This window comes from Klebsiella sp. C239, assembly GCF_048822715.1.
Taxonomy (GTDB): Bacteria; Pseudomonadota; Gammaproteobacteria; order Enterobacterales; family Enterobacteriaceae; genus Klebsiella; species Klebsiella quasipneumoniae.
Window position 1 is genome coordinate 383,407 of record NZ_JBMEZK010000004.1, and the last position, 24,426, is coordinate 407,832.

The 24,426-nt window shown below is 57.3% G+C and carries 23 protein-coding genes and 1 pseudogene; 12 read left to right on the forward strand and 12 right to left on the reverse strand.

The features are described from left to right. Positions 1–102: 102 nt before the first annotated feature. Positions 103–1,416: a 6-phospho-beta-glucosidase gene (locus tag ACOI6Z_RS14100; RefSeq protein ID WP_065812998.1), complete on the reverse strand. Its 1,314-nt coding sequence runs from the start codon at positions 1,414–1,416 to the stop codon at positions 103–105. 143 nt (positions 1,417–1,559) lie between these two features. On the opposite strand from ACOI6Z_RS14100, the gene ACOI6Z_RS14105 reads away from it, so the two are divergent. Then, positions 1,560–2,429 (forward strand): LysR substrate-binding domain-containing protein, encoded by an 870-nt coding sequence (locus ACOI6Z_RS14105; protein ID WP_223825673.1) that lies wholly within the window; start codon positions 1,560–1,562, stop codon positions 2,427–2,429. A gap of 99 nt (positions 2,430–2,528) precedes the next feature. Here the strand turns inward: ACOI6Z_RS14105 and ACOI6Z_RS14110 are convergent, their stop codons facing one another. From ACOI6Z_RS14110 to pspA, 6 genes are all read right to left on the reverse strand, one after another. Continuing rightward, entirely contained in the window at positions 2,529–3,590 is a 1,062-nt protein-coding gene (locus ACOI6Z_RS14110) for a YcjF family protein (protein WP_023289359.1), read from the reverse strand. Next, a complete protein-coding gene (locus ACOI6Z_RS14115) occupies positions 3,587–4,984 on the reverse strand; it encodes a YcjX family protein (RefSeq protein WP_032452561.1) in 1,398 nt (465 codons plus the stop codon). The genes ACOI6Z_RS14110 and ACOI6Z_RS14115 overlap by 4 nt, the downstream gene beginning before the upstream one ends. Positions 4,985–5,086: 102 nt before the next feature. Beyond that, positions 5,087–5,305 (reverse strand): phage shock protein PspD, encoded by a 219-nt coding sequence (gene pspD / locus ACOI6Z_RS14120; protein ID WP_002901915.1) that lies wholly within the window; start codon positions 5,303–5,305, stop codon positions 5,087–5,089. A gap of 28 nt (positions 5,306–5,333) precedes the next feature. Then, on the reverse strand, positions 5,334–5,693 hold the full coding sequence (gene pspC / locus ACOI6Z_RS14125) for an envelope stress response membrane protein PspC (protein WP_004203911.1): 360 nt from the start codon (positions 5,691–5,693) through the stop codon (positions 5,334–5,336). Then, positions 5,693–5,917: an envelope stress response membrane protein PspB gene (gene pspB / locus ACOI6Z_RS14130; protein WP_023289357.1), complete on the reverse strand. Its 225-nt coding sequence runs from the start codon at positions 5,915–5,917 to the stop codon at positions 5,693–5,695. The genes pspC and pspB overlap by 1 nt, the downstream gene beginning before the upstream one ends. Before the next feature lie 55 nt (positions 5,918–5,972). After that, complete coding sequence (pspA, locus tag ACOI6Z_RS14135; RefSeq protein ID WP_004203910.1) at positions 5,973–6,641, reverse strand: phage shock protein PspA; 669 nt, start codon at positions 6,639–6,641, stop codon at positions 5,973–5,975. A gap of 152 nt (positions 6,642–6,793) precedes the next feature. Here pspA and pspF point away from each other — a divergent pair, with 152 nt between their 5' ends. Beyond that, positions 6,794–7,783, forward strand: a complete 990-nt coding sequence (gene pspF, locus ACOI6Z_RS14140) for a phage shock protein operon transcriptional activator (RefSeq protein ID WP_074423658.1) — start codon at positions 6,794–6,796, stop codon at positions 7,781–7,783. Here the strand turns inward: pspF and ACOI6Z_RS14145 are convergent. Then, positions 7,774–9,165, reverse strand: a complete 1,392-nt coding sequence (locus ACOI6Z_RS14145; RefSeq protein WP_050533916.1) for an MFS transporter — start codon at positions 9,163–9,165, stop codon at positions 7,774–7,776. The genes pspF and ACOI6Z_RS14145 overlap by 10 nt on opposite strands. Positions 9,166–9,190: 25 nt before the next feature. After that, positions 9,191–10,360, reverse strand: coding sequence for a M20 aminoacylase family protein (locus ACOI6Z_RS14150; RefSeq protein ID WP_064158318.1), 1,170 nt, complete (start codon positions 10,358–10,360; stop codon positions 9,191–9,193). A gap of 171 nt (positions 10,361–10,531) precedes the next feature. Between ACOI6Z_RS14150 and ACOI6Z_RS14155 the strand changes: the two genes are divergently transcribed. Further along, complete coding sequence (locus tag ACOI6Z_RS14155) at positions 10,532–12,853, forward strand: helix-turn-helix domain-containing protein (protein WP_420687419.1); 2,322 nt, start codon at positions 10,532–10,534, stop codon at positions 12,851–12,853. Here the strand turns inward: ACOI6Z_RS14155 and ACOI6Z_RS14160 are convergent. Further along, entirely contained in the window at positions 12,820–13,662 is an 843-nt protein-coding gene (locus ACOI6Z_RS14160) for a helix-turn-helix transcriptional regulator (protein WP_060591009.1), read from the reverse strand. The two genes, ACOI6Z_RS14155 and ACOI6Z_RS14160, sit on opposite strands and share 34 nt — an antisense overlap. A 107-nt stretch (positions 13,663–13,769) precedes the next feature. On the opposite strand from ACOI6Z_RS14160, the gene ACOI6Z_RS14165 reads away from it, so the two are divergent. The 4 genes and pseudogenes from ACOI6Z_RS14165 (at position 13,770) to ACOI6Z_RS14180 (ending at position 18,511) form a co-directional block, all read left to right on the forward strand. Next, positions 13,770–14,678, forward strand: coding sequence for an SDR family oxidoreductase (locus tag ACOI6Z_RS14165; protein WP_074423659.1), 909 nt, complete (start codon positions 13,770–13,772; stop codon positions 14,676–14,678). Between the two features lie 333 nt (positions 14,679–15,011). After that, complete coding sequence (gene sapA / locus ACOI6Z_RS14170) at positions 15,012–16,655, forward strand: ABC transporter substrate-binding protein SapA (RefSeq protein ID WP_065813001.1); 1,644 nt, start codon at positions 15,012–15,014, stop codon at positions 16,653–16,655. Continuing rightward, positions 16,652–17,617, forward strand: a complete 966-nt coding sequence (sapB, locus tag ACOI6Z_RS14175) for a putrescine export ABC transporter permease SapB (protein WP_017900865.1) — start codon at positions 16,652–16,654, stop codon at positions 17,615–17,617. The genes sapA and sapB overlap by 4 nt, the downstream gene beginning before the upstream one ends. Before the next feature lie 217 nt (positions 17,618–17,834). Next, positions 17,835–18,511 (forward strand): annotated as a pseudogene (locus tag ACOI6Z_RS14180) (SOS response-associated peptidase). Between the two features lie 74 nt (positions 18,512–18,585). On the opposite strand, the gene arsH reads toward ACOI6Z_RS14180, so the two are convergent. After that, the gene (gene arsH, locus ACOI6Z_RS14185; RefSeq protein WP_087827305.1) at positions 18,586–19,284 is read right to left on the reverse strand and encodes an arsenical resistance protein ArsH; all 699 of its coding nucleotides are present in this window, start codon (positions 19,282–19,284) and stop codon (positions 18,586–18,588) included. Between the two features lie 85 nt (positions 19,285–19,369). Here arsH and ACOI6Z_RS14190 point away from each other — a divergent pair, with 85 nt between their 5' ends. From ACOI6Z_RS14190 to arsC, 3 genes are read left to right on the forward strand one after another with little or no spacing between them, the layout of a single operon-like run. After that, entirely contained in the window at positions 19,370–19,690 is a 321-nt protein-coding gene (locus ACOI6Z_RS14190; RefSeq protein ID WP_072413074.1) for a transcriptional regulator, read from the forward strand. Between the two features lie 44 nt (positions 19,691–19,734). Beyond that, on the forward strand, positions 19,735–21,024 hold the full coding sequence (locus tag ACOI6Z_RS14195; protein ID WP_259427643.1) for an arsenic transporter: 1,290 nt from the start codon (positions 19,735–19,737) through the stop codon (positions 21,022–21,024). Between the two features lie 12 nt (positions 21,025–21,036). Then, complete coding sequence (arsC, locus tag ACOI6Z_RS14200) at positions 21,037–21,462, forward strand: glutaredoxin-dependent arsenate reductase (RefSeq protein WP_072421969.1); 426 nt, start codon at positions 21,037–21,039, stop codon at positions 21,460–21,462. 200 nt (positions 21,463–21,662) lie between these two features. Here the strand turns inward: arsC and ACOI6Z_RS14205 are convergent, their stop codons facing one another. Further along, positions 21,663–22,118, reverse strand: a complete 456-nt coding sequence (locus ACOI6Z_RS14205) for a MarR family winged helix-turn-helix transcriptional regulator (protein WP_072413071.1) — start codon at positions 22,116–22,118, stop codon at positions 21,663–21,665. Between the two features lie 135 nt (positions 22,119–22,253). On the opposite strand from ACOI6Z_RS14205, the gene ACOI6Z_RS14210 reads away from it, so the two are divergent. Continuing rightward, positions 22,254–22,685 carry an organic hydroperoxide resistance protein gene (locus tag ACOI6Z_RS14210; RefSeq protein WP_063942102.1) on the forward strand — a complete coding sequence of 144 codons (432 nt, stop codon included), beginning with the start codon at positions 22,254–22,256 and terminating at the stop codon, positions 22,683–22,685. A gap of 248 nt (positions 22,686–22,933) precedes the next feature. Further along, positions 22,934–24,388: a sensor domain-containing diguanylate cyclase gene (locus ACOI6Z_RS14215; RefSeq protein WP_072421970.1), complete on the forward strand. Its 1,455-nt coding sequence runs from the start codon at positions 22,934–22,936 to the stop codon at positions 24,386–24,388. The last annotated feature ends 38 nt before the right edge of the window (positions 24,389–24,426 follow it).

Here is a 24,426-nt window from a genome sequence, read left to right on the forward strand (position 1 = left end):
CTGTCAACAATTATTGACAGCATGGCGGAAAAATGGGCGTTGCGCCGTAAAGTCAGGCGGTCAGTGGTCAATTAACCGGCCATCCGGCCGGTTAATTGGGGGTTAAGCATGGAAGGCAGGCAGCCACTGGCGGTTATGGGCGATCACTTCATCCAACGCTTGTTCGAGCTTCTCGCCGCTGACAATCAGCGGATTCAGCACCAGCGCGCGCCACGCCGTATGGCGGTTGCCGGTGATGGCGGCCTCGATGGTCAGCTGTTCGAAAGATTTCATCAGCTGCAGCAAACGCAGGGTATCGTCAGGGAACGGCGCCACGTTGAGGGGCAGCGGACCGGAAGCGGTGATCAGCGAGCTGACCTCCACCGCACAGTCATCCGGCAGGCCATTGATGGCGCCGTTGTTGCGCGTGTTGACGTGCATGATAATGCGCTTGTCGTTGTAGATGGCATTCATCAGCTCGCAGGCCGCCTCGGAATAGTACTGACCGCCACGGCCCTCCAGCGCCTTCGGTTTAACCGCGAGGTGCGGGTCGCTGTACTGTTCAAACAAGGTTTTTTCCAGTTGCTTAACCACTTCGCCACGGGTCCCTTCGCCGCCCGCCTCCGCCAGCTCCTGACGCAGCAGATCGTCCTTCATGTAGTAATAACGCAGATAGGCGCAGGGGATCATGCCTAAGCCCTGCAGGAGATGCGACGGCCAACGGAACGGCGGAATGTTGCGCGGCACCAGCGGATCCCGACCGGCATTGATCTCGGCGATGACCTCCGGCAGCCACTCTTTTCCTTTGTGCAGGACCTGGCGCACGAAGATAAAGTGGTTCAGGCCGGCGACCTGCATCACTACCTCCTTTTCGTCAGCGCATTGCAGCAGGGTGGTCACCCCTTTTTGCATAATCACCGGCACATTACACAGGCCGACGGCTTTGATGCGACTGTGGCGCAGGATCGCTTCGGTCACCATCCCCGACGGGTTGGTAAAGTTCAGCAGCCAGGCGTCAGGGCAGAGTCGTTCCATATCGGCAGCAATCGCCAGGGCGATGGGAATGGTCCGGCAGGCATTGGCGAAGCCCCCAAGGCCGTTGGTCTCCTGGCCGATCAGGCCATACTTGAGGGAAATACGTTCATCGCTGATGCGGGCGTCAAGGCAGCCGGCGCGAAACTGCGAGCAGACGAAATCGGCATCGCGCAGGGCGCTCTCCCGATCCAGGGTAGCCACCACCTCGATGATCAGCCCGGCTTTGGCGATCATTCGCCGCGCCAGTCCGGCGATGATCTCGACTTTCTCTCTGCCCTCTTCAATGTCCACCAACCATAGCGAAGCGACCGGCATCTCGTGATAGCGGTTAAGCAAACCTTCAATCAGTTCCGGGGTGTAGCTGGAGCCGCCGCCAATCACCACAATTTTGAGTCCTGACATGGTATACCTCGGTTTAGTTACGATATAACTATTTAAAACCGGCCAAACTGGCGTAACAAACGAATTAAATCGGCCTATGCATGAAGCAAATTAATGCATAAGGGAGACAACCTGTGCTTGAACAACAAAGCATCCTTGCGCTGCTGCAGACCTTTGAGGTGACCGCCCGCCATTTGAGTTTTACCCTCGCCGCGCATGAAATGAACCTGACCCAGGGGGCGGTCAGCCATCGGATCCGCAAGCTGGAGATGCATATCGGATTTCGCCTGTTTATTCGCATGACGCGTAAACTGGCGCTGACGGAGGAAGGCAAACGTCTGCTGACGACGTTGAGCCATTCGCTGCGGGCGATTAACGATGAAATTGAGGATATTCGCGAACAGGATCTGCGCGGCACGCTGCATATTGGTATTGCGCCGACCCTGGCCCATCTTTGGCTGATGCCGCGTCTGCCCCGCTTCCAGGCCCAGTGGCCGGGACTAAATCTACAGTTTCGCGTCCGCGCCGGGGTGATGGATTTTAACGAGGAGCGGGTGGACCTCGCGATTTATTACGGCGCCACGCGCTATCCCGATCTTTATCAACAACGGTTGATGGCGGAAAGTTTGCTGCCGGTCTGCTCTCCGGAGTATCGCCGGCAGTATCGCCCGCTGAGCGGCGGTGACGCGGCGGCGATCGTCTGGATCCATGCCTGCGAATCCACCGACGTGCAGGATCAGTTTGCCGAATGGCGCCTGTGGTGCCAGCAAAGCGGACAGGCGTTACCCTTTGACGGCCGGTATTACGCGGTGAACAACCACTCGCTGGCCATTGAGATGGCGCTGAATGGACTCGGGGTCGTGATGGGGCGTAAAACGCTGATCCAGCCGCTGCTCGCCACCGGGAGACTGGTAGCCTTGTCCGAAGACGAGGCGGAATCTCCCTTTGGCTATGATCTGATTTGTCCGCAGGAGAACCGCTCGCGCCCGCGCTTTCGCGCCTTCAGCGAGTGGCTGGCGGCGGAATGCGTATGACCGGACATTGCCCGCGGCGCGGCAGGTGCGCAAGCCTGGACTCGACCTCGCAGGCCGGGCAAGGCCAAACCGCCGCCCGGCGATGTCTCTGAGCGGAGGTTACTTCTCCGGACTGGTTTTGCTTTTCTGCAGGGTCTCTTTCAGCTGGCCAATCAGCTCGCGACGAAAATCGCCGAGCCGCGGTTTATCATCGGCGATCCACGGCAGCGGGCGGCACAGCTCCATCGCCTTGATACCAAGGCGGGCGGTAAGCAGACCGGCGCCGATGCCCTGCGCGGCGCGCGCCGACAGCCGGGCCGCCAGATCCTGCGACATCCAGTCCATGCCCACCTCGCGCACCAGTTCGCTGGCGCCGGCGAAAGCGATATTCAGCAGCACCAGGCGAAACAGACGCAGGCGGCTGTAATACCCCAGCTCAATGCCGTACAGGGTGGCAATTCGGTTGATCAGCCGCAGATTGCGCCAGGCGATAAACGCCATATCCACCAGCGCCAGCGGACTGACGGCGATCATCAGCGTCGACTCCGCCGCCGAACGGCTGATTTCCCGCCGCGCCTGGGCATCGAGCACCGGCTGCACCAGCTGGGCATAGAGGCTGACCACTTCCCGGTCGCTTTGCGTTTCGTGGATGGCGGCATACCAGCGCTGCAGCGCCGGATGCGACTGATCCAGACCCGCCTGCTGCGCCAGCTTCTCACAGAAGGATTTCGCTTTGCCGACCGCGTGACTGTGCAGCATATCGCGGGCTTCATCGCGTTCGTGGGCGCGCTGGCGCAGTCGCCACAGGCGGCGCCACTCGGTGGCCACCGATCCGACGCCGGCGCCGACGATCAGCGCCCCGGCAGCGCAGCCGCCCAGCGCAATCCAGTCCTGCGTCTGCCAGGCGTTGGCGGTCCATTGCACCCCTTGCGCCACGACGCTGACGCCGAAGATCGCCAGGCCAGCGCTGACCATCCGCCGCCACAGACTGCGTTTCGGCCGCAGCACCGACTCCACCACCGCCTCTGCCGCCCCCTCTTCCTCTTCGCCGGTCACCAGAAGCGCCGGCGCGAAGTTGTCGGCTTCCCGTCGGTCGAAGGCGCGGGCGCTTTTCAGCGGCGGCGTTTTTTCCGCCTGCAGCGGGCCATCAAAATCAATCCGCGGTTTTAACGGTTCGCTCATCGCAGTTTATCTCCAATCAAAAATTCCAGCGCCGCGTCGAGGCGAATGTGCGGCAAGGGCCGATCGACATCCATGACCTGCGGACGAAAGTTTTCAAACTGAAATCCCTGCTGCTGCCAGAAGGCCTGCCCCGGCAGGCGCGCCGGCACCTCGCCGGGATAGATGGTCAACGGCTGGCCGTCGCTCAGCCGATTGCCGCGCAGGGCGGGGATTTTCTCGCCGTTCAGCTCAATCAGCCCGCTCTGGGTCGCCTGAATGGACGCCAGCCCCAGGCAATCCATACTGATCCCCTCGAAGGCGGCATTCTGCCACGCGTCCTGGATCAGCTGCTGCAGGAGCGACACCATATTGCTGTGCTGATCCACCGTGACGTGGTCGGCTTTGGTGGCGGCGAACAGCAGCTTGTCGATGACCGGCGAAAACAGCCGGCGGAACAGGGTGCGCTGCCCGTAATGGAAGCTTTGCATCAGCTGGGTCAGCGCCAGGCGCATATCGTTAAACGCCTGCGGCCCGCTGTTCAGCGGCTGCAGGCAGTCCACCAGCACAATCTGTCGGTCGAAGCGCAGGAAGTGCTCTTTGTAGAACCCCTTCACCACCTTTTCGCAGTAGTACTTGTAGCGTTCGCGCAGCATGCCGGCGTTGCTGTGTTTATCGGCCTGCGCCAGCTTGGCTTCGCCGACGGCATCGACGTCAGGCCATGGGAAAAACTGTAGCGCCGGCGCGCCGGCCATTTCGCCGGGCAGGACAAAGCGTCCGGGCTGGATAAAGTGCAGCCCTTCACGCTTACAGGCGTGCAGATAATCCGTCCAGGCGGCGGCGATCTCGGCCAGCCGGGCCTCGTCGGCAGGGGCCAGCGGATCCAGCCCGGCGCACAACTGTCGCCAGCGGGTAGACCACTCCGCACGCTGTCCCTGCAGGAGTCCGGTCATCTGCCGCGACCAGCTCAGATAATCCTGCGCCAGCATCGGCAGATCGAGCAGCCACTCGCCCGGATAGTCGACGATCTCCAGATACAGCGTGGAGGTGTCTTTAAAATGGCGCAGCAGGGAGTCGTTGGAACGGTAGCGCAGCGCGAGACGGATCTCGCTAACGCCGCGCGTCGGGGTTGGCCACATGGGGGGCTGGCCGTACAGCTGGGCCAGCCCTTCATCGTAGGTGAATCGCGGAATGCCGAAGTCCCGCTGCGGTACGCGCTTGACGCCGAGCAGTCGCTCTTCGCGCGCAGCGCTCAGCAGCGGCAGGCGGGCGCCGGTGTGAATATTCAGCAGTTGGTTGACCAGCGCGGTGATAAACGCCGTTTTGCCGCTGCGGCTCAGGCCGGTCACCGCCAGCCGTAAATGCCGGTCAACCCCGCGGTTGACCAGCGCATTCAATTCAGTTTTCAGTCGCTTCATCGCCAGTCCGTTATGCCCTGAAGGTGTGTCTCGTCATCATAAGCTATCTGCCGTGGATAAGCAGGAGAACGTTAATCCTTTTGCGCCTTCCCCACGGCGGCGTTATTTCATCCCGCGCGTGACGCGGTTGGCCAGCCGGCTGAGCAGCGGCTCCAGCGCCACCGCCAGCAGCATTTTCAGCGGCCGTCGCGCGACCGATTTGACCGCCCAGCCGGCAACGCCCGCCGGGCCGTAACGCAGCGCGGTCAGCAGCGCCAGCTTACCGACGATTTTCAGGCCGGGCTTAACCTGCTGCCCGGCGCGTTGCCATTTGCTATTCATGCGTTGCCTCACTCGTTAACAACAGGATTTACAGCTGACGAAAGCGGCTGCGCAGCGTGAAGGTGTCGGAGGTGACGTACCGTTCCATCTCACGCAGACGCTGTTCGCCGGAGGCCAGTTCGGCATCCACGGCGGCCAGCAGATCGCCATTGCTCGGCGCTTTGTGGCCGTAAAGCTCACTGTCCGGCATCGGGTCCAGGGCGAAGGTCAGAATGATGTAGGCCACCAGGACGAAGAAAAAGAGGCCAAAAATCATCGCCAGCACGGTAATCAGGCGCACCAGCTTCACCGGGACATCAAGATGCTGAGCAATACCCGCGCAGACGCCCTTGACCATCCCGCGCTGCGGGATACGCCATAGTTTTTTATTCAGATCCAGTCCAGCCATTATTTGTCTCTCCAGTTCGGATGTTCGGCATCCAGGATCGCTTCCAGCGCCTGAATGCGCTCGCGCATCCGCTTCGCGTCATCGGTCAACTGCAGCAGCCGTTGCTGCTCATTTTGCGTCAGCGTCCCGTTGGCGCCGCGATTGTTGTAGTGCAGCCACAGCCAGACCGGCAGAACAAACAGCACAAACAGCGTCAACGGAATGGCGAGAAAAAGCATGCTCATGTGTACTCCTTACAGGGGGTGAGCCGCGGCGCAACGCCGCGCCGCGCAATCGTACTTACTGGTTGGACTGATTCATTTTGGCTTTCAAAGCCGCCAGCTGCTCGCTGATTTCATCGTCCGCTTTCAGTTCGGCAAACTGCTGATCCAGCGTCTGCTGCTTGCCAAAGCGGTGACTCTCCGCTTCCGCTTCCATCTGATCGATGCGACGTTCAAAGGATTCAAAGCGTGCCATCGCCTCATCCAGTTTACCGCTGTCCAGCTGGCGACGCACATCGCGGGACGAACTCGCCGCCTGATGACGCAGCGCCAGCGCCTGCTGACGGGCGCGGGTTTCGCTGAGTTTGTTCTCCAGCTCGCCAATCTCTTTCTTCATGCGCGCCAGCGTTTCATCCACCAGCTGCACTTCGTGGTCCAGCTGAGCAATAAGGTCGGTCAGCTTCTGTTTTTCGATCAGCGCCGCCCGGGCCAGATCCTCTTTCTCTTTGCGCAGGGCCAGCTCGGCCTTTTCCTGCCATTCCGCCTGCTGGGCGACCGCCTGCTCAATACGACGGGTCAGCTGTTTCTTTTCCGCCAGCGCGCGGGCCGACGTGGAACGTACCTCAACCAGCGTGTCTTCCATCTCCTGGATCATCAGACGCACCAGCTTTTGCGGGTCCTCGGCTTTCTCCAGCAGGGAGTTGATGTTGGCGTTCACGATGTCGGCAAAACGAGAAAAAATACCCATAATTTCAGTCCTCATAGTTCTGGTTGCAGGCATTCACCTGTGGCTTAGCTAATACAAATGGCGTGCCAACTTTTTATCTTATTGATTTTAAACAGAGTGGTTGCGAATTATGCAGGGCATTGCTACAGTCACCTGGTTAATCACACTACTTAATGGCGAAATTCATCATGGCGCAGTACAAGGATAATTTGCTGGGCGAGGCCAACAGCTTTCTCGAGGTGCTGGAACAGGTTTCCCGGCTGGCTCCGCTGGACAAACCGGTGCTGGTCATCGGCGAGCGCGGTACCGGGAAAGAGCTTATCGCCAACCGTCTGCACTACCTCTCCGCCCGCTGGCAGGGGCCGTTTATCTCGCTGAACTGCGCGGCGCTGAATGACAATCTGCTCGATTCGGAGCTGTTTGGCCACGAAGCCGGGGCCTTCACCGGCGCCAGCAAGCGCCATCCCGGACGCTTCGAGCGCGCCGACGGCGGGACGCTGTTTCTCGATGAGCTGGCGACGGCCCCGATGCTGGTGCAGGAGAAGCTGTTAAGAGTGATTGAATATGGCGAGCTGGAGCGCGTGGGCGGCAGCCAGCCGCTGCAGGTCAACGTCCGGCTGGTGTGCGCCACCAACGCCGACCTGCCGCGGATGGTGGAGGAAGGCCATTTCCGCGCCGACCTGCTCGACCGTCTGGCCTTCGACGTGGTGCAGCTCCCGCCGCTGCGCGAACGGCAGAGCGACATCATGCTGCTCGCCAACCAGTTTGCCATTCAGATGTGCCGCGAGCTCGGTCTGCCGCTGTTTCCCGGCTTCAGCGAACGAGCCACCGCCACGCTGCTCGGCTACCGCTGGCCGGGAAATATTCGTGAACTGAAGAACGTCGTCGAGCGCTCGGTCTATCGCCACGGCGACAGCGAGCACGAGCTGGACGCCATTATCCTCAACCCTTTCCGTCAGACCGCCGTCTCCGTGCCGGAGGCCGCGTCCGGGGACGAACTGCCCGCTCTGCCGCTGGATCTCCGCGATTTTCAGCTACAGCAGGAAAAACGCCTGCTGCAGCGGAGTCTGCAGCAGGCGAAGTATCATCAGAAGCAGGCGGCGGAGCTGTTGGGGTTAACCTATCATCAGCTCCGCGCGCTGCTGAAAAAGCATCAGCTGTGAGAGGCGCGCGGCAGCAGCAGCGCGCTCACCGCCATCGCCCCCAGGCATAAGGCGGCGTTGAACCACAGGGCATACTGGGCGGCATGGGCCATACCGAGCGGCAAAAACAGCGCGAAAAGTGACGCCGTCACGGCAATCCCCATCGCCCCGCCCAGCGAGCTGCCCATCTTGTAGATCCCCGAGGCGACGCCAATTTTGTTCTCCGGCGCGTTGGCCACCGCCGTATCCGTTGACGGCGTGGCGTAGCAGCCCAGCCCGAGGCCGAACAGCACATTGCTGCCGAACACCACGCCGATATAGAGCGCCTTATCGAGAAAGGTGCAGGATATCAGGCCGATGGCGATGGCGGTCAGCACCGGGCCGGCCATCATCGGCAGCCGGGCGCCGTAGCGCTGCAGCAGCTTCTCGCCGACCCGGATCATCGCCAGGACGGTCACCAGATAGCCGAGGGTCATCATTCCACTCTCCAGCGGCGTCAGGTGGTGCCCCTGCTGCAGCCAGATGCTGGCGATCATCATGGTGCCAATCGCCCCGTTGAGCAGAAAGTTCGACAGCACCGCCGCGCCGTACGCCCGGTTGCGAAACAGCGCAAAATCGATCAGCGCCGCCTCGCCTTTGCGCAGCCCGCTGCGAATAAACACCGCGCCAGCGATCAGCGCCCCCGCCAGCATGCTCAACGACAGCGGACTGCTCCAGCCCCAGCCGTGGCCTTTGCTGATAAACAGATTCACCAGCACCAGCCCGGCGATAAGGCTCAGCAGGCCGCCAACGTCCAGCTTCTGCTGGCTGGCGCTGGCGCTGCGGCTCTCCGGCGTGCCGCGCAGTAACGCCAGCGCCGCCAGGGCAACGGCGATGGAAAAGACAAAGATCCAGCGCCAGCCCAGGCCGGTGGCGATAGCTCCGCCGACGAAGGAGCACAGGCCGCTGCCGCCCCACGAGCCGATGACCCAGAAGCTGACCGCCCGCTGACGCGCGCGCCCCTGGTACCAGGTCTTAATCAGCGCCAGCGTCGCCGGCATAATGCACGCCGCCGACAGCCCCTGCAGCACCCGGCCGGCGAGGAACAGCCCCGGCCCCTGGGCCAGTACCAGCATGGCGCTGCCGGCGATGCTCAGCCCCAGCCCGAGGGTGGTCATTCGCATGCGGCCAAACTTGTCCGCCAGGCCGCCGCTGGCCACCACGAAACAGCCGCTGAACAGCGCGCTGAGGCTGACGGCCAGGGTTAAGGTCTCAAGAGAAATATCAAGACTGCTTTTCATCGCCGGCACGACGTTAATCACCGACTGGGCAAACAGCCAGAAGGTTAAAACGCTCAGCACAATCCCCACCAGCAGACGATCGCTGCCGACATAGGGGGTGTCGCTTACGGTGACAGTGCTCATTGCATGGCCCTCCCGTTTCCGGTGATTAACGCAGATAGTGTTCCGTCAGGCCGCACCACAGCGCCGCGCCGCTAAGCAACAGCGCGTCGTTGAAGTCATAGCCCGGGTTATGCACCATGCAGCGATCCGGCTCGTCGCCAGCGCCGATAGTGAAATAACTGCCGTGGGGGTGCTGCTCCAGCATGAAGGCGAAATCTTCACTGCCCATAAACGGCTTCACCTCGCCCACCTGCTCTGCGCCAAACAGCGCTGTGGCCACCTCCCGCACCATGGCGTTGGCCGCCGGATCGTTACGTAATACCGGGCTGCCGTTGACGTGGGTCAGCGTAGCCGTGGCGTTAAAGCTCTCCGCCTGAGCCACGGCAATATCATGGATCCGCTGCAGCACGGTCTCGCGTACCTGCTCATTGAGGGTGCGCACCGTGAGCTTCATCAACACATGATCGTTAATGATATTGGGCGCATGTCCGGCCTGGATGCTGCCGACGGTCACGACCGCTGGCTCAAACGGGGTGATATTGCGCGAGACGATGGACTGCAGCGCGAGGGTAATATGGCAGGCCACCAGCGTGGCATCCACCGTATGCTCCGGTACCGCGCCGTGGCCGCCAACGCCCTTCACTTCAATATGCAGCGTATCGGAGGAGGCCATCATCGCCCCGTCGCGCAGACCAATTTTACCCAGCGGCTGACCCGGCATATTGTGCAGGCCAAAGATGGCGTCGCAGGGAAACTGGTCAAACAGACCGTCCTCGACCATCACCCGCCCGCCGTACAGCAACTCTTCCGCGGGCTGGAAAATCAGCTGCAGCGTCCCGTTAAACTGGCGGGTGCGCGCCAGATATTCAGCCGCGTAGAGCAGCGTGGTGGTGTGCCCGTCATGGCCGCAGCCGTGAAAGCGCCCGTCAACCTGGCTTGCCCACGGCTTCCCGCTCCGCTCCTGCATCGGCAGGGCATCCATATCCGCCCGCAGGCCGAGGCGTTTTTCCCCGTGGCCGACGCGCAGCGTACCCACCACCCCGGTGCCCGCCAGGCCGCGATGAACCTCGTATCCCCATTCGCCAAGCAGTCGGGCGACCTCGCTGCTGGTCTGATGCTCTTCAAAGCCGATCTCCGGCTGCTGGTGGAACCGGCGACGTAAGGCAATAAATTGCGCCTCGTTGACCTGCAAGGCTTCAAGCAACGGATGTGTCATTTTTGTTATTCCTGTGTTGTGTTTGCACGACACTTTCGAGTTTATGCGGGTGAAACAGCTTTCAGGCGCGCTTTTTTGTTTTATATTGACGAGAAATGAATGAGTGTTTTTCATACATATCGGTTATGACAAAAAACAACCGGTTGCTTTTTGTCTACAGAGGAGAACCATGTGGAGCAGCATTCAGGCGACTTTAGCGTCACCGTGCGCGATGTGCGTCAGCTAAGCCAGCCGGAGAGCGATCTGCTGACGCTGCTGTGGGTGCTGGAGGGGAGCGTAAATCTGGCGGAGGCGGAAGGCGCGCCGCAGCAGCTTGCCGTCGACGCGCTGGCGATCGTTAACCGCAACCGTCGCTGGAGCCTGCGCAGCGCCGGGGGCAACGCGGTGATGATCCTCACCCTCTCCGCCAGCTGGCTGGCCCGCCTCGACAACGCCTTTTTTGCCGTCGACTACCAGATATCGCCGCGCACCCGCGATGTCGATGACGGCCTGCGCCGCCTGATGCGCCAGCTGCTGGTGAGCGGCCTGGTCAATCATCCCGGCCATTACCGGCTGGAGGCCAACCGTTGGCTGAGTGAGATAGCGCTGCTGCTGGCCACGCGCTTCAGCCAGCCCATTGCCTTCACGCCACGGCGCGATGCTGAAAAATGGAGCCGGAGGATAGCCAGCGTAGTGGCGCGGATCGACGCCAACTATCAGCGCCGTCTCTCTTTACAGGAGGTGGCGGCCGCCGAGTTTGTCTCCGAGGCCTGGCTGTCACGCCTGTTTCACAAGGAGGTTGGCGTCAGTTTTGTTCAGTACCTCACCGCGCTGCGCCTGCGCCACGCTGCCGATCAGCTGTTAACCACCCGCAAACCCGTTCAGCAAATTGCCCGCGAGCAGGGGTTCGCCAGCACGCGGATGATGAGCGATCTGTTTAAGCGCCACCATGGGGTGACGCCGCGCCAGTATCGCGAGCGGTCCCCCCGGGAGCCGGGCCGACCGCGCCCGCCGCAGGGCGATCGCTGGCAGCCGGTGGCCGTGGACCGGCTCTACGCCCGCCTTAATGAGCCGGAACAACGCGACCGGGAGAGTCAGCCGCTGTTGATCAATCCGCCGCAAACCCGGGAGATCAACCTGCACCAGCGACCGGCGCGCGCCGCGGTGCTGCGCCATACCCGGATGGTGGTGACCGTGCGCGAGCTGGACGATCTGCTGCGGGAGGACGTGCGCCGCGAACTGGAGCAGTTGCAACGCGCCCTGCCGGTGTATGCCATTGATATCAACGATGCCTTTCTCAGCAGCCGCCTGTTCGGCACCGGCTGGGACGATCCGCAGATGGCTGGCTACGCTTGCTGGTACAACCTGCAGCAGATCTTCAGCTGGCTGGCGGCGATGGGCTGGCAGGTGATCCTGCATACCGGGGTCACCACCCGCAGCGATCTGCTGCAGCGCTTCCTGCAACTCGCCGCCAACCATTTTCCACCGACGACGCTCAGCAGCTGGCGCTTTGTCTGGCACTGGTCGCCGCAGGCCAGCGAAGCGGCCCGCCAGGCCGCCTGGCGGCAGCAGCGCGAGGTTCTTCACCGTCTGCTGCCGCAGCCGCAGTTGGGGATCTGGCACCGCTTTGCCGCCAGCGCGCCCGGGGACGATCCGCTGTTCCACTCGCCGCTGCTGGCGGAAGCCGATTTTCTCGCCTGCCAGGCGGATGCCAACGAACGGCTGGATCTGGCTCAGGCGGACAGCAGCAGTCTGGCCTCCAGCGAGCACTATCCGGCACATAAGCTGCGACAGATCCACAGCGCCCTGCGTCAACGGCAGCTTAACCTGCCGCTATGGCTGCTCTCGTGGAATACGCTGACCGGCGATACGCGGGACACCAACGGGCGCTTTTTTCGCGGCGCGCTGTTGATGGATAATCTGCTGGGGGTCGCGGACCAGGTCTGGCTGGCGGGCTTCTGGTTAAACTCCGGCCTCCAGGGCGAAGCCCGCGCCAACGGCAAGCTGGATACCTCCAGCCTGGCGCTGCACTATCTGCACGGGCTGCCACGCCCGGTTTACTGGGTGCTGTGGCTCTGGCGACGGCTGCGCGGCGAGATCCTGTTTCACGACAAAAACCTGCTGCTGCTCCATCACCAGGGGCACTACCAGCTGCTGCTGCGCAATACGGTGGTCTACAACCCCTGGCTCTCCAGCGAAGCGGCTTTTATTCAACGCTTCAGCCAGCCGTACAATGTGCGGCTGCAGGGGCTCAAGGGCCGCTGGCGCATCAAACAGCACCTCTTCGATCAGCACCACGGCGCGCTGTTCCCGCTGGTGGACGCCTTTCGCAGCCGCAGCGGCCCCGACGCCGAAGATTATCAGTGGCTGATGCATCAGGCCCGTCCGGCGCTCAGCGTGGAGGAAGCCCGACTCGACGGCCACTGGCTGCGGGTCGACTCGCTGGAGAGCAACGCCCTGGCCCTGTACGAATTTACCCCTCAGTACTCCCCCGATGAGGATCCCGACGCCTGAAGCAAACCGTGAATTTTGCGCTGGCTCTCCGTCGTCGCCGGGTTGAAAACCAGTAGCGACAGATCGGGGCGGCCCTCCACGGCAAAAGAGGTGAACTCCAGATCGAGCGGGCCCATCTGCGGGTGGTGAATGCGCTTATAGCCCTCACCGTGGCCGGCGACGTCGTGGCTTTGCCAGAAACGGGCGAACTCGACGCTCTGCTGGCTGAGCTCCGCGATCAGCTGGTCAGTTTCCGTCGTGGCGCCCATCCGCGTGACGTCGGCGCGAAAGGCATTAACGATAAGCTGCCCCACCGTCTGCCAGTCCTCCAGGGTGCAGCGGGCCTCAGGCCGGGTAAACAGGCGGCGCAGCACGTTGCGCTCCGCCAGCGGCAGCTGGCCGTAGTCGGTCAGCACCCTGGCCGCCGCCGCGTTCCAGGCGATCACGTCCCAGCTGGCGGTACGGATAATCGCCGGAATGGCGAAGGCATCGAGCACCCGCTGCAGCCGCGGCGTCATATCATCTGTGATCGTCAAACGGGTCTGCGGCGGATGGCCGAAGGCGAGTATAAACAGATGTTCGCGCTCCGGGGTGGTCAGCCGCAGACCGCGGGCGATCCGCTCCAGCACCTCGCGGGAAGGCGCCCCGCCGCGCCCCTGTTCAAGCCAGGTATACCAGGTCGGGCTGATGCTGGCGAGCTGGGCGACCTCTTCACGGCGCAGGCCCGGCGTGCGCCGGCGTCCCGCCGGGAAGCCAAACGTTACCGGGTCGAGACGCTGGCGCCTGGCGCGGAGAAAATCACCTAAAGCATGATTGTCAGAAGTGTTCATCATCTGCCTGTAAGTCTGCCTGTTAGAATTTATACCCCGATAATGTCTCTACTTTTATAGTATGACATCGCGGGTAGGATACGCCTGATAACCCGTTCAGGAGGTTCATAATGCGTATATTTCTTACCGGCGCGAGCGGATTTATCGGCTCGCGTATTCTTCCGGCGCTGCAGGCGTCGGGCCATCAGGTTATCGGCCTCGCGCGCAGCGACGCCACGGCGCAGGCCCTGGAAGCGGCAGGCGTCGAGGTGCGCCGCGGCACGCTGGACGCCCCCGATTCGCTGCTGGCGGGCGTCGAGAGCGCCGACGCGGTGATCCATACCGCTTTCGACCACGACTTCAGCCGCTTTGCCGCCAACTGCGAGAAAGACCGCCAGGCGATCCTCACCATGGGCCAGGCGCTGCGGGGCAGCGCGCGGCCGCTGGTCATCACCTCCGGCACGCTGATGGGCGACGACGGGAGCGGCGCCCCGGCCCGCGAGTCGTGCTTTAACGCCGCGCACCCCAGCCCGCGGATCGCCTCAGAACTTGCCGGCCAGCAGCTGCTGGAGGCGGGAGTGGACGTCCGGGTCGTTCGCCTGCCGCAGGTGCATGACACCGTGCGCCAGGGGCTGCTGACCAGCTATATCGAACGCGCGGTCGCCAGCGGCGCGGTGGCCTTGCGCGGCGAGGGGAACCACCGCTGGTCCGCCGCCCATGTCGATGACGTCGCGCGCCTGTACGCCAGCGCCCTGCTGCAGGGCGCTGCGGGCGAGCGCTACCATGCGGTGGCTGAAGAGGGGATCGCGTTACGGGAGATTGCCGCAATTATCGCCCGGGGCTTAAATCTGCCGCTGACCCAGCTGGATGAGGCGCAGGCTGACGCCTGGTTCGGCTGGTTTGCCCCCTTTACCGCCCTTGACCTGCGCGCCAGCTCGGCATGGACTCGCGAGCGATTGCAGTGGCAGCCGGTCGGCCCGGGGCTACTGGAAGACTTGCGGAATATGGATTATCAAAAAGTGACATTGTCACGATAAACAAGAACGTTCCCCCCTGTATGACATCCGACGGGTAGGGTTACCCGCCCGTCGGACCCTCTGCTTTCTCCCCGCTATACTGAATTTATCCCCGGCGTTAGCGTCGCTTCCACCGTCCGGTCAACCGCGGCCAAACAGAGCTGACTGGCGATATCGGCGATAAAAAGTTACCATGTTTCATTATACAGACTCGGTTCCGCGACTATTTTAATCAATTGACTGAATACTATACGCACCCGGTAACCGCATTATCCCTCAGGCTTGTTGAAGGCGGTGGTGAATGTCTATGAATCTTAATAAGATAGAGTTCAACTCTATAATCAAACAGAAAATATGCGCCTGAAATTGTCATCTCTCCTGGCAGCGGTTTCCCTGCTGTGTGGGCAGGCTTTTGCCGCCCCTGCGCTCCCCGACCGCGCCGATATTCGCGACAGCGGTTTCGTCTATTGCGTCAGCGGCCAGGTTAATACCTTTAATCCGCAGAAAGTGAGCAGCGGCCTGATCGTCGATACGCTGGCCGCGCAGATCTACGATCGCCTGCTTGACGTCGACCCTTATACCTATCGGCTGGTCCCCGAGCTGGCGGAGAGCTGGGAAGTCCTCGATAACGGCGCCACCTACCGCTTTCACCTGCGCCGCCACGTCCCGTTTCAACACACGGCATGGTTCTCCCCGACGCGGGATTTCAACGCCGATGACGTGATTTTCACCTTTGGCCGCATTTTTAACCGCGATCACCCCTGGCACAACGTCAACGGCAGCAGCTTCCCCTACTTCGACAGCCTGCAGTTTGCTGACAGCGTGGAGAGCGTCCGCAAGCTCGATAATCAGACCGTGGAGTTTCGCCTCAAGCGGCCGGATGCATCATTCCTCTGGCATCTGGCCACCCACTATGCGTCGATTACCTCCGCCGAATATGCCGCCCGCTTAACGCAGGACGATCGTCAGGAACAGCTCGATCGCCAGCCGGTGGGTACCGGCCCGTTCCAGCTGTCTGAGTACCGCTCCGGGCAGTATGTTCGCCTGCAGCGCCACCCCGGCTACTGGCGCGGAAAACCGTTGATGCCGCAGGTGGTGGTCGACCTCGGCTCCGGTGGAACCGGCCGCCTGTCGAAACTGCTGACCGGCGAATGCGACGTGCTGGCCTGGCCGGCCGCCAGCCAGTTGACGATCCTGCGTGACGACCCGCGCCTGCGCCTGACGCTGCGTCCGGGGATGAACATTGCCTGGCTGGCCTTCAACACCGCCAAGCCGCCGCTGGACAACCCGGAGGTGCGCCACGCGCTGGCGCTGGCCATTAACAACCAGCGCCTGATGCAGTCTATCTACTATGGCACCGCGGAGACGGCGGCGTCGATGCTGCCGCGCGCCTCGTGGGCCTACGATAACGACGCTAAGATTACCGAATATAATCCCCAGGAGGCCCGCACCCGCCTGAAGGCCCTGGGGCTGGAAAATCTGACCCTCAAACTGTGGGTTCCCACCAGCTCGCAGGCGTGGAACCCCAGCCCGTTGAAAACAGCAGAGCTGATCCAGGCGGATATGGCGCAGATTGGCGTCAAGGTGATCATCTTGCCGGTGGAGGGGCGCTTCCAGGAGGCGCGGCTGATGGACATGAACCATGACCTGACGCTCTCCGGCTGGGCGACGGACAGTAACGATCCGGACAGCTTCTTCCGGCCGCTGCTGAGCTGCGCGGCGATCGCCTCGCAAACCAACTTCGCCCACTGGTGTAACCGGGAATTCGATGACGTGCTGCAAAAAGCGCTGCTCTCGCAGCAGCTCTCCTCACGGATGGACGCTTACAAAGAGGCCCAGCGCATCCTCGCTCGTGAACTGCCGGTCCTGCCGCTGGCCTCATCGCTGCGGTTGCAGGCCTATCGCTATGATATGAAAGGCCTGGTGCTTAGCCCCTTCGGTAACGCTTCGTTCGCTGGCGTATCGCGGGAGAAAACCGAAGAGGTGAAAAAACCATGATTATTTTTACCCTGCGCCGTCTGCTGCTGTTGCTGGTCACCCTCTTTTTTCTGACCTTTGTCGGCTTCAGCCTGAGCTACTTCACTCCCCATGCCCCGCTGCAGGGCGCGACCCTGTGGAATGCATGGCTGTTCTGGTTTGAAGGGGTGTTGCACTGGGATTTTGGCGTCTCCAGCATTAACGGCCAGCTGATTTCCGAGCAGCTGCGCGAGGTGTTCCCGGCGACCATGGAGCTGTGCATCCTCGCCTTCGGCTTTGCCCTGCTGATTGGCATTCCGGTGGGGATGATCGCCGGCGTGATGCGCAACAAATGGCCCGATACCCTGATCAGCGCCGTCGCGCTGGTCGGTTTCTCGATCCCGGTCTTCTGGCTGGCGCTGCTCCTGACCCTCTTCTTCTCCCTGACCCTCGGCTGGCTTCCGGTCTCCGGCCGCTTCGACCTGCTGTATGAGGTGAAAAACGTCACCGGTTTCGCGCTGATTGACGCCTGGCTTTCGGACTCGCCGTGGCGCCATGAGATGATCGTCAGCGCCGCCCGGCATATGGTGCTGCCGGTGCTGACCCTGGCGGTAGCCCCCACTACCGAAGTGATCCGCCTGATGCGCATTAGCACCAGCGAGGTGTATGACACCAACTACGTCAAGGCGGCCGCCACCCGCGGCGTCTCGCGACGCAAAATTTTACTGCGCCACGTGCTGCACAACGCCCTGCCGCCGGTGATCCCGCGCCTCGGCCTGCAGTTTTCCACCATGCTCACCCTGGCGATGATCACGGAGATGGTATTCAGCTGGCCAGGGCTGGGCCGGTGGCTTATCAACGCCATTCGTCAGCAGGACTACGCGGCGATCTCTGCCGGAGTGATGGTGATTGGCGCGCTGGTGATTATTGTCAACGTGATTTCCGATATTCTCGGTGCCATGGCTAACCCACTGAAACATAAGGAATGGTATGCCCTACGATAGCAGCTACGAAATAAATATTTTTATCAATTAAAACAATGATTTAAATTTTAAAATTGTGCGATCCTCCTGATTTTAATACACAGTTTTGTACACATTGTTTTTGACATCATCTCTGACAGTCATCAGTTAGATGGCTGTCGGAGTACCCTTCCTACAGTACCCTTCCTACGTTTCCTCCACACCTTCTATACTTTCAGTCTGAAGACTGAAGGTATCCATGTGCGGACGCTTTGCTCAATCACAAACCCGTGAAGAATATCTGGCATACCTAGCGGATGAAGCCGAGCGCGACATCGCATACGACCCTGATCCGATTGGACGTTACAACATGGCGCCCGGTACCAAAGTTCTGTTGCTGAGCGAACGCAATGAAGAACTCCACCTCGATCCGGTGCACTGGGGTTACGCGCCAGGGTGGTGGGATAAACCGCCATTGATTAATGCCCGGGTTGAGACCGCAGCCAGCAGCAGGATGTTTAAGCTTCTCTGGCAGCACGGCCGGGCGATCTGTTTTGCGGATGGCTGGTTTGAGTGGAAGCGTGAAGGTGGCAAGAAACAGCCCTATTTCATCCATAGAAAAGACGGCAACCCCATTTTTTTGGCGGCGATCGGCAGCGTACCTTTTGAACGCGGCGATGAAGCTGAAGGATTTTTGATAGTGACCGCTGCGGCCGATCAGGGCCTCGTCGATATTCACGACCGCCGGCCGTTAGTGTTAGTGCCGGAAGCAGCGCGCGAATAGATGAGGCAGGATGTCCCCGGCTGCAGGCAGTTGAGACTACCGAAGACGGAGTACTGCCCGCTGAGTATTTCTTCTTGAACACGGTCTCGCGTGCCATGAGTGACGTGAAAAAACAAGGGCCAGAACTAATTGAGGCTATTGAGCGGCTATAAATTCATAACGTCCGCAATGTGTCAGGAGCGGACGTTGTTAAGTTCATGCAGTATGGATTAACGAAGAACAGAAGTTATATTTTGTCCTGATTGACACGGGATGACAGCTCCTGATGGCTCTCTTTTCGCTCGCTGTAACGATCAGCAAGATAGCCGGTTTGTCCCTTAAGCAGCAGCGTGATTTTAAACAGCTCCTCGGCTACATCGACGATGCGGTCATACCATGACGAAGGTTTCATTCGTCCGTTTTCGTCAAACTCCTGCCACGCTTTGGCTACGGAGGACTGGTTGGGGATCGTAAACATCCGCATCCAGCGGCCCAGGATACGCATCTGGTTCACTGCATTGAAGGACTGTGAACCGCCGCAGACCTGCATTACCGCAAGTGTTTTGCCCTGCGAAGGACGAACCGCGCCTTCACTTAATGGTATCCAGTCAATTTGCGCCTTCATAACTGCGCTCATAGCCCCGTGCCGTTCCGGAGAACTCCACACCATCCCGTCACACCATCTGACCAGACCACGCAGCTCGGTGACTTTAGGATGCGTGTCCGGCGCATCATCCGGCAGGGGTAGACCGGATGGATTAAACAGTTTTACCTCCGCGCCCATCGCCGTCAGCAGGCGACCAGCTTCTTCCGCAGCAAAGCGACTGTAGGAGCGCTCTCTTACTGAGCCATACAGGATAAGAATCCGTGGTGGCTCTTGCAGGTTCAGGCGTTCAGCGATGTGTTGATCAAAGAATTCAATATTCAGGGCAGGAAATTGTTCCATTTTTCTCCTCCGGAGAGAGCAGATGGTTTCAAATTTAACACATATGATTTATCATATATATACTCTAAAGGGAACGGAGTGAAAAATGCTACAACCTGTTCAGCTTTTCAAAATCCTGTCGGATGAAACTCGGCTCGCCATCGTCATGATTCTCCGGGAGTCAGGAGAACTGTGCGTTTGTGATATCTGCGCAGCCATTTCCGAATCACAGCCCAAAGTCTCGCGACATATGGCTATCCTTCGTGAGGCTGGGCTGGTTCTGGACCGTCGTGAAGGCAAATGGATCCACTATCGTCTGTCACCCCACATACCGGCATGGGCAGCTGAGACAATCACGACGTCCTGGCAGTGTATGCGGGAGGATTTGCGTAAATGGCTGGATAAATCAGCCTGCACCTCCTGCTGAGAAAAGAAAACAAATTCACATAATCATATATAACGGGGTCTGAGATGTTTTTGGCGGGGAGTATATTTTTACTGACGTTGATACTGGTGATCTGGCAACCCGGAGGCCTGAGTATTGGCTGGAGTGCGAGTATCGGGGCTGTGCTGGCGCTGATAACCGGAGTCATCCATATCGCTGATATTCCCGTTGTCTGGAATATCGTCTGGAACGCGACAGCGGCATTTATTGCGGTCATCATCATCAGCCTGCTGCTCGATGAGTCCGGCTTCTTTGAATGGGCCGCACTGCACGTCTCCCGCTGGGGTAACGGACGTGGCCGCCTTTTGTTTAGCTGGATAGTCTTGCTTGGGGCTGCTGTTGCTGCACTGTTTGCCAATGACGGAGCCGCACTGATCCTTACGCCGATTGTAATTGCGATGCTGCTCGCACTGGGATTCAGTCAGGGCACGACACTAGCCTTTGTCATGGCCGCAGGATTTATTGCAGATACGGCCAGCCTGCCGCTCATTGTTTCTAACCTGGTGAATATCGTCTCGGCGGACTTTTTCGGTCTGGGCTTTACGCAGTATGCCTCCGTGATGATCCCCGTAGATGTGGCCGCAATTACGGCCACGCTGGTCATGCTGCATCTCTTCTTCCGCAGGGATATTCCGGTGACGTATGACGTTTCGCTGCTGAAGAGGCCTGCCAGTGCGATAAAGGATCCGGCAACGTTCAGGGCGGGCTGGATTGTCCTGTTTTTGCTACTTGTCGGTTTCTTTGTTCTGGAACCTCTTGGGATCCCGATAAGTGCGATAGCTGCTACTGGCGCAGCAGTACTGTTCATAGTGGCGAAAAGAGGTCACGCCATCAACACAGGAAAAGTCCTGCGCGATGCACCATGGCAGATAGTTATTTTTTCACTGGGCATGTACCTGGTGGTCTATGGCCTGCGCAATGCAGGGCTCACGGAGTCTCTATCTGACGTGCTAAACCTGCTTGCAGAAAAGGGGTTATGGGCAGCAACGTTCGGCACCGGCTTCCTGACCGCGTTCCTGTCGTCGGTAATGAATAACATGCCGACAGTGCTGATTGGTGCGCTGTCGATTGACGGAAGTACGGCGACTGGCGTCGTCAAAGAGGCAATGATTTATGCCAACGTGATTGGCTGCGATTTAGGCCCGAAAATCACTCCGATTGGCAGTCTGGCAACCCTGCTGTGGTTACATGTGCTGGCACAGAAAAACATGACCATCACCTGGGGATATTACTTCCGCACCGGCATAATCATGACCCTGCCCGTGCTTTTCGTCACTCTGGCCGTGCTGGCGTGGCGACTCTCTGTCACCTTGTAGCGAGATATTGATATGAGCAATATTACCATCTATCACAACCCGGCCTGTGGCACCTCACGTAACACGCTGGAGATGATCCGTAACAGCGGTAACGAACCAACCATTATTTATTATCTCGATACGCCCCCGACTCGTGATGAGCTTAGCAAACTAATTTCTGATATGGGTATTTCAGTACGTGCATTGCTGCGTAAGAACGTCGAACCTTATGAGCAACTGGGGCTTGATGAAGACAAATTTTCTGATGAGCAGTTGGTTGATTTTATGCTTCAACATCCGATCCTGATTAATCGACCGGTGGTCGTGACGCCGCTTGGCACACGTCTTTGTCGTCCCTCAGAAATTGTGCTGGACATTCTGCCTGAAGGCCAGAAAAGCGCTTTTACCAAAGAAGATGGCGAAAAGGTCATTGATGATACGGGGAAACGGGTTAAGTAATCTTTACGAGTAATATTAACGGGCGTCTGTTAACTTCATACCGGCGTCCGCTTCTCGCTCTACGCGGACTGTAGCAGCAGAACAACCAATAAATGCTAAGGCTGAGTCACATGACTTTGAGCAGGTCACAGTACCCCATAGTCGGAACCAGAGCCCAAGCTGGAACCTTTATACCTCAAACAGCTTGCTAGTTAAGAAGGTCAAGATTGCAGTAAATTATTTCTTACCTTGATAATTGTCTTCTGCAAGAGTTGCACCTCTTCAAGTGTCAGTCCTAGTGAATAAAACACTTTCATGCACCGATGGCTTGCTTTGTGCAATTCTCTGCCCTCATCCGTAAGAAAGATGTGAACCTTACGCTCATCTTCGACTGAGCGCTGTCTGATCACGATTCCTTTTTTCTCAAGAATTTTTAACATTGGCGTGAGGGTGCTTGACGCTAAGAATAATCTCTCGCCTAACTGATTAACGGTTAGTCCATCTTCTTCCGCCAATGCCAACAATGTAATCCATTGAGAATATGTTAACCCCAGCTCTGACAGATAAGGCTGGTAAGCCTTACCGAAGGCAAGGTTAGCAGTGTAAGTGGCAAAGCAGAGAAAATCCTCAAGCTTCGGAAAATCCCCTTGTTCAAACAGGCTTGCGTTTTCGTTCATAACTGATCCCATATACTTTAAGCCAAGTATATCGCATACGATTTTTTCTGAAAAGCACATTGACAAGGCTCAATCTTTGGATATCATTACAGCGCGATTAAATCGTACACAAACAAATTTAGAAGGGCAATGACTATGAAGATTTTTTATAAAACAAGTGCAACGTCAGTCGGTGGTCGTGATGGCAGAGTAGACTTAGATGACGGTTCGTTTGGCCTCGATTTAGTCAGCTTCACTAATGACAGTGGTAAAACTGGCGCCAATCCGGAGCAATTGTTTGCTATGGGTTATGCAGCCTGTTTTGATAACGCTCTGATTCATATCGCACAGCAACAAAAACTCGAGGGTATTTCGACCAAAACGTCTTGTGCTGTTGGGATTGGACAAAATGCGAATGGCGGTTTTTCCCTGGATATTGATTTAGATGTTGAAGTACGTGGACTGGACAAGACAGCAGCAATTGAACTTGTAAAGAAAGGTCACGAGGTTTGTCCATATTCAAACGCAACCAGAGGAAATATTGATGTTCGTCTTCATGTTAGTATAGTGGATAAATTTGATATTTAACATGCTCATAGATGCCTATGTGAAAATATCATGGGCATCATTTTCATGGCAATAACTATAAATCATAAACAGAATCATTTTTTCCCTCTCTCTCTACAGGAAATTACAATCCCCCCTCACAATCATACTGAACTCAACAACCTACCCCCCCTCATCCCCTAAGAAAGATAAAATATACATTTTAGCAAACTTAAAAATTAGTGCTATAATCATATTGCTCCCATAATAAAAAACTCAAGGAGGATAAAATGAAGCAAAAAAGACATAGCGGCAGAATACACTCTCTTTATGACTCGCTCGTTCACCGAGATTTCCACCTGGAAGATATTCTTATCAGGATAATTAATGAAGGAATTAAAGCATTTGATTTAGAGATAGGGATTATAAGCAGGATAGAAAACAGCAAATATACAATAATTGGCTCTAGCGGTCATAAAGATATTCATCCAGGAATGATATTCAATCTCGAAAATACTTATTGCCAAGCTGTAGTGGCAGAGAAAAAAATCATAAGCGTGAATAATGCAGGACATCACCCATTACTAAAAAAACATCCTGTTTATTTATCCATGTCACTCGAATCATATATTGCAGCCCCAATATTTGTGAGAAATAACATTTGGGGAACTATTAATTTCTCATCAAAAAATGTCAAATTAGAAAATTTTAACAGTGAAGATCATGAATTCATAGGTCTAATGGCTGAAGGAATAGCATCACTTTTAGAAATAGATATTTTAACAAAAGAAAAAGAGAGTATAATTCAATCTTTAGTAGAATCAAATCAGATACTTGAAAAGATATTTAACAATTCCACAATTGGTACGGCTATCGTTTCAGAAGAAGGCCGATGGATAAAAGTCAATCAAGCCCTTACTAATATGCTTGGATATACAAAGGAATATTTACTGTCAACAAACTTCCAAATGATAACATATAAAGACGATCTTGACCTTGATCTCAAGCTTTTAGAATCCTTAAAAAATGGTGAAATACCACATTACGAACTCGAAAAAAGATACATCAAATCCAATCATGAGTGTATTTGGTGTCTTTTGAGCGTGTCAATGATGAAAAATGAAGTTAACAATTCCATATATTATATATCTCAAATCCAAAACATTGACGATCGTAAAAAAATGGAATTAGATGTTATACAAAAACAAAAGGAACTCAAAAGAGCAAATGAAGAGTTAGAAAAAATGGCAACTTTTGATTCATTAACTGGTATTTACAACCGAAGAAAGTTCATGATTTTCTTCAGCGAAGTAAAAATGAAGGCAGAATGTAACCTTGAACCTTTCTCTCTAGCCATTATCGATATTGATTATTTTAAATCATATAATGACGACTTTGGCCATCAGGAGGGTGATAAAGCGTTAAAGTATGTAGCACTCAATTTAACCGATACATTGAATAAAAAAGGAATTGTTGCGCGATTCGGTGGTGAAGAGTTCATTGCTCTTATCCCAGGCACAACTGACAGCGAATGCTTAACGGCATGCGAAAAATTAAGAAAATCCATCGAAGATATTTCAACCCTTCAAAGAAAAATCACTGTCAGCATTGGCGCTGTAACTATATTTCCGAAGTCAGATTGTAACATTTCATTTGACGACATATTCAAAATTACAGACTCGAAACTATACGAAGCCAAGAGATCAGGTAGAAACCGTTTAAAACACGCTCACTTAGAGCATTGAATCTTAACTTTAATATGCCACAACTGTGAACATTTGCG

Excerpts from the sequence above, each read along its gene's own strand:
- ACOI6Z_RS14100 (WP_065812998.1), bottom strand. The coding sequence starts at position 1,416 with ATGTCAGGACTCAAAATTGTGGTGATTGGCGGCGGCTCCAGCTACACC.
- ACOI6Z_RS14110 (WP_023289359.1), bottom strand. The coding sequence starts at position 3,590 with ATGAGCGAACCGTTAAAACCGCGGATTGATTTTGATGGCCCGCTGCAG.
- ACOI6Z_RS14115 (WP_032452561.1), bottom strand. The coding sequence starts at position 4,984 with ATGAAGCGACTGAAAACTGAATTGAATGCGCTGGTCAACCGCGGGGTT.
- pspD (WP_002901915.1), bottom strand. The coding sequence starts at position 5,305 with ATGAATAGCAAATGGCAACGCGCCGGGCAGCAGGTTAAGCCCGGCCTG.
- pspC (WP_004203911.1), bottom strand. The coding sequence starts at position 5,693 with ATGGCTGGACTGGATCTGAATAAAAAACTATGGCGTATCCCGCAGCGC.
- pspB (WP_023289357.1), bottom strand. The coding sequence starts at position 5,917 with ATGAGCATGCTTTTTCTCGCCATTCCGTTGACGCTGTTTGTGCTGTTT.
- pspA (WP_004203910.1), bottom strand. The coding sequence starts at position 6,641 with ATGGGTATTTTTTCTCGTTTTGCCGACATCGTGAACGCCAACATCAAC.
- pspF (WP_074423658.1), top strand. The coding sequence starts at position 6,794 with ATGGCGAAATTCATCATGGCGCAGTACAAGGATAATTTGCTGGGCGAG.
- ACOI6Z_RS14145 (WP_050533916.1), bottom strand. The coding sequence starts at position 9,165 with ATGAGCACTGTCACCGTAAGCGACACCCCCTATGTCGGCAGCGATCGT.
- ACOI6Z_RS14150 (WP_064158318.1), bottom strand. The coding sequence starts at position 10,360 with ATGACACATCCGTTGCTTGAAGCCTTGCAGGTCAACGAGGCGCAATTT.
- ACOI6Z_RS14160 (WP_060591009.1), bottom strand. The coding sequence starts at position 13,662 with ATGAACACTTCTGACAATCATGCTTTAGGTGATTTTCTCCGCGCCAGG.
- sapA (WP_065813001.1), top strand. The coding sequence starts at position 15,012 with ATGCGCCTGAAATTGTCATCTCTCCTGGCAGCGGTTTCCCTGCTGTGT.
- sapB (WP_017900865.1), top strand. The coding sequence starts at position 16,652 with ATGATTATTTTTACCCTGCGCCGTCTGCTGCTGTTGCTGGTCACCCTC.
- arsH (WP_087827305.1), bottom strand. The coding sequence starts at position 19,284 with ATGGAACAATTTCCTGCCCTGAATATTGAATTCTTTGATCAACACATC.
- ACOI6Z_RS14190 (WP_072413074.1), top strand. The coding sequence starts at position 19,370 with ATGCTACAACCTGTTCAGCTTTTCAAAATCCTGTCGGATGAAACTCGG.
- ACOI6Z_RS14195 (WP_259427643.1), top strand. The coding sequence starts at position 19,735 with ATGTTTTTGGCGGGGAGTATATTTTTACTGACGTTGATACTGGTGATC.
- arsC (WP_072421969.1), top strand. The coding sequence starts at position 21,037 with ATGAGCAATATTACCATCTATCACAACCCGGCCTGTGGCACCTCACGT.
- ACOI6Z_RS14205 (WP_072413071.1), bottom strand. The coding sequence starts at position 22,118 with ATGAACGAAAACGCAAGCCTGTTTGAACAAGGGGATTTTCCGAAGCTT.
- ACOI6Z_RS14210 (WP_063942102.1), top strand. The coding sequence starts at position 22,254 with ATGAAGATTTTTTATAAAACAAGTGCAACGTCAGTCGGTGGTCGTGAT.
- ACOI6Z_RS14215 (WP_072421970.1), top strand. The coding sequence starts at position 22,934 with ATGAAGCAAAAAAGACATAGCGGCAGAATACACTCTCTTTATGACTCG.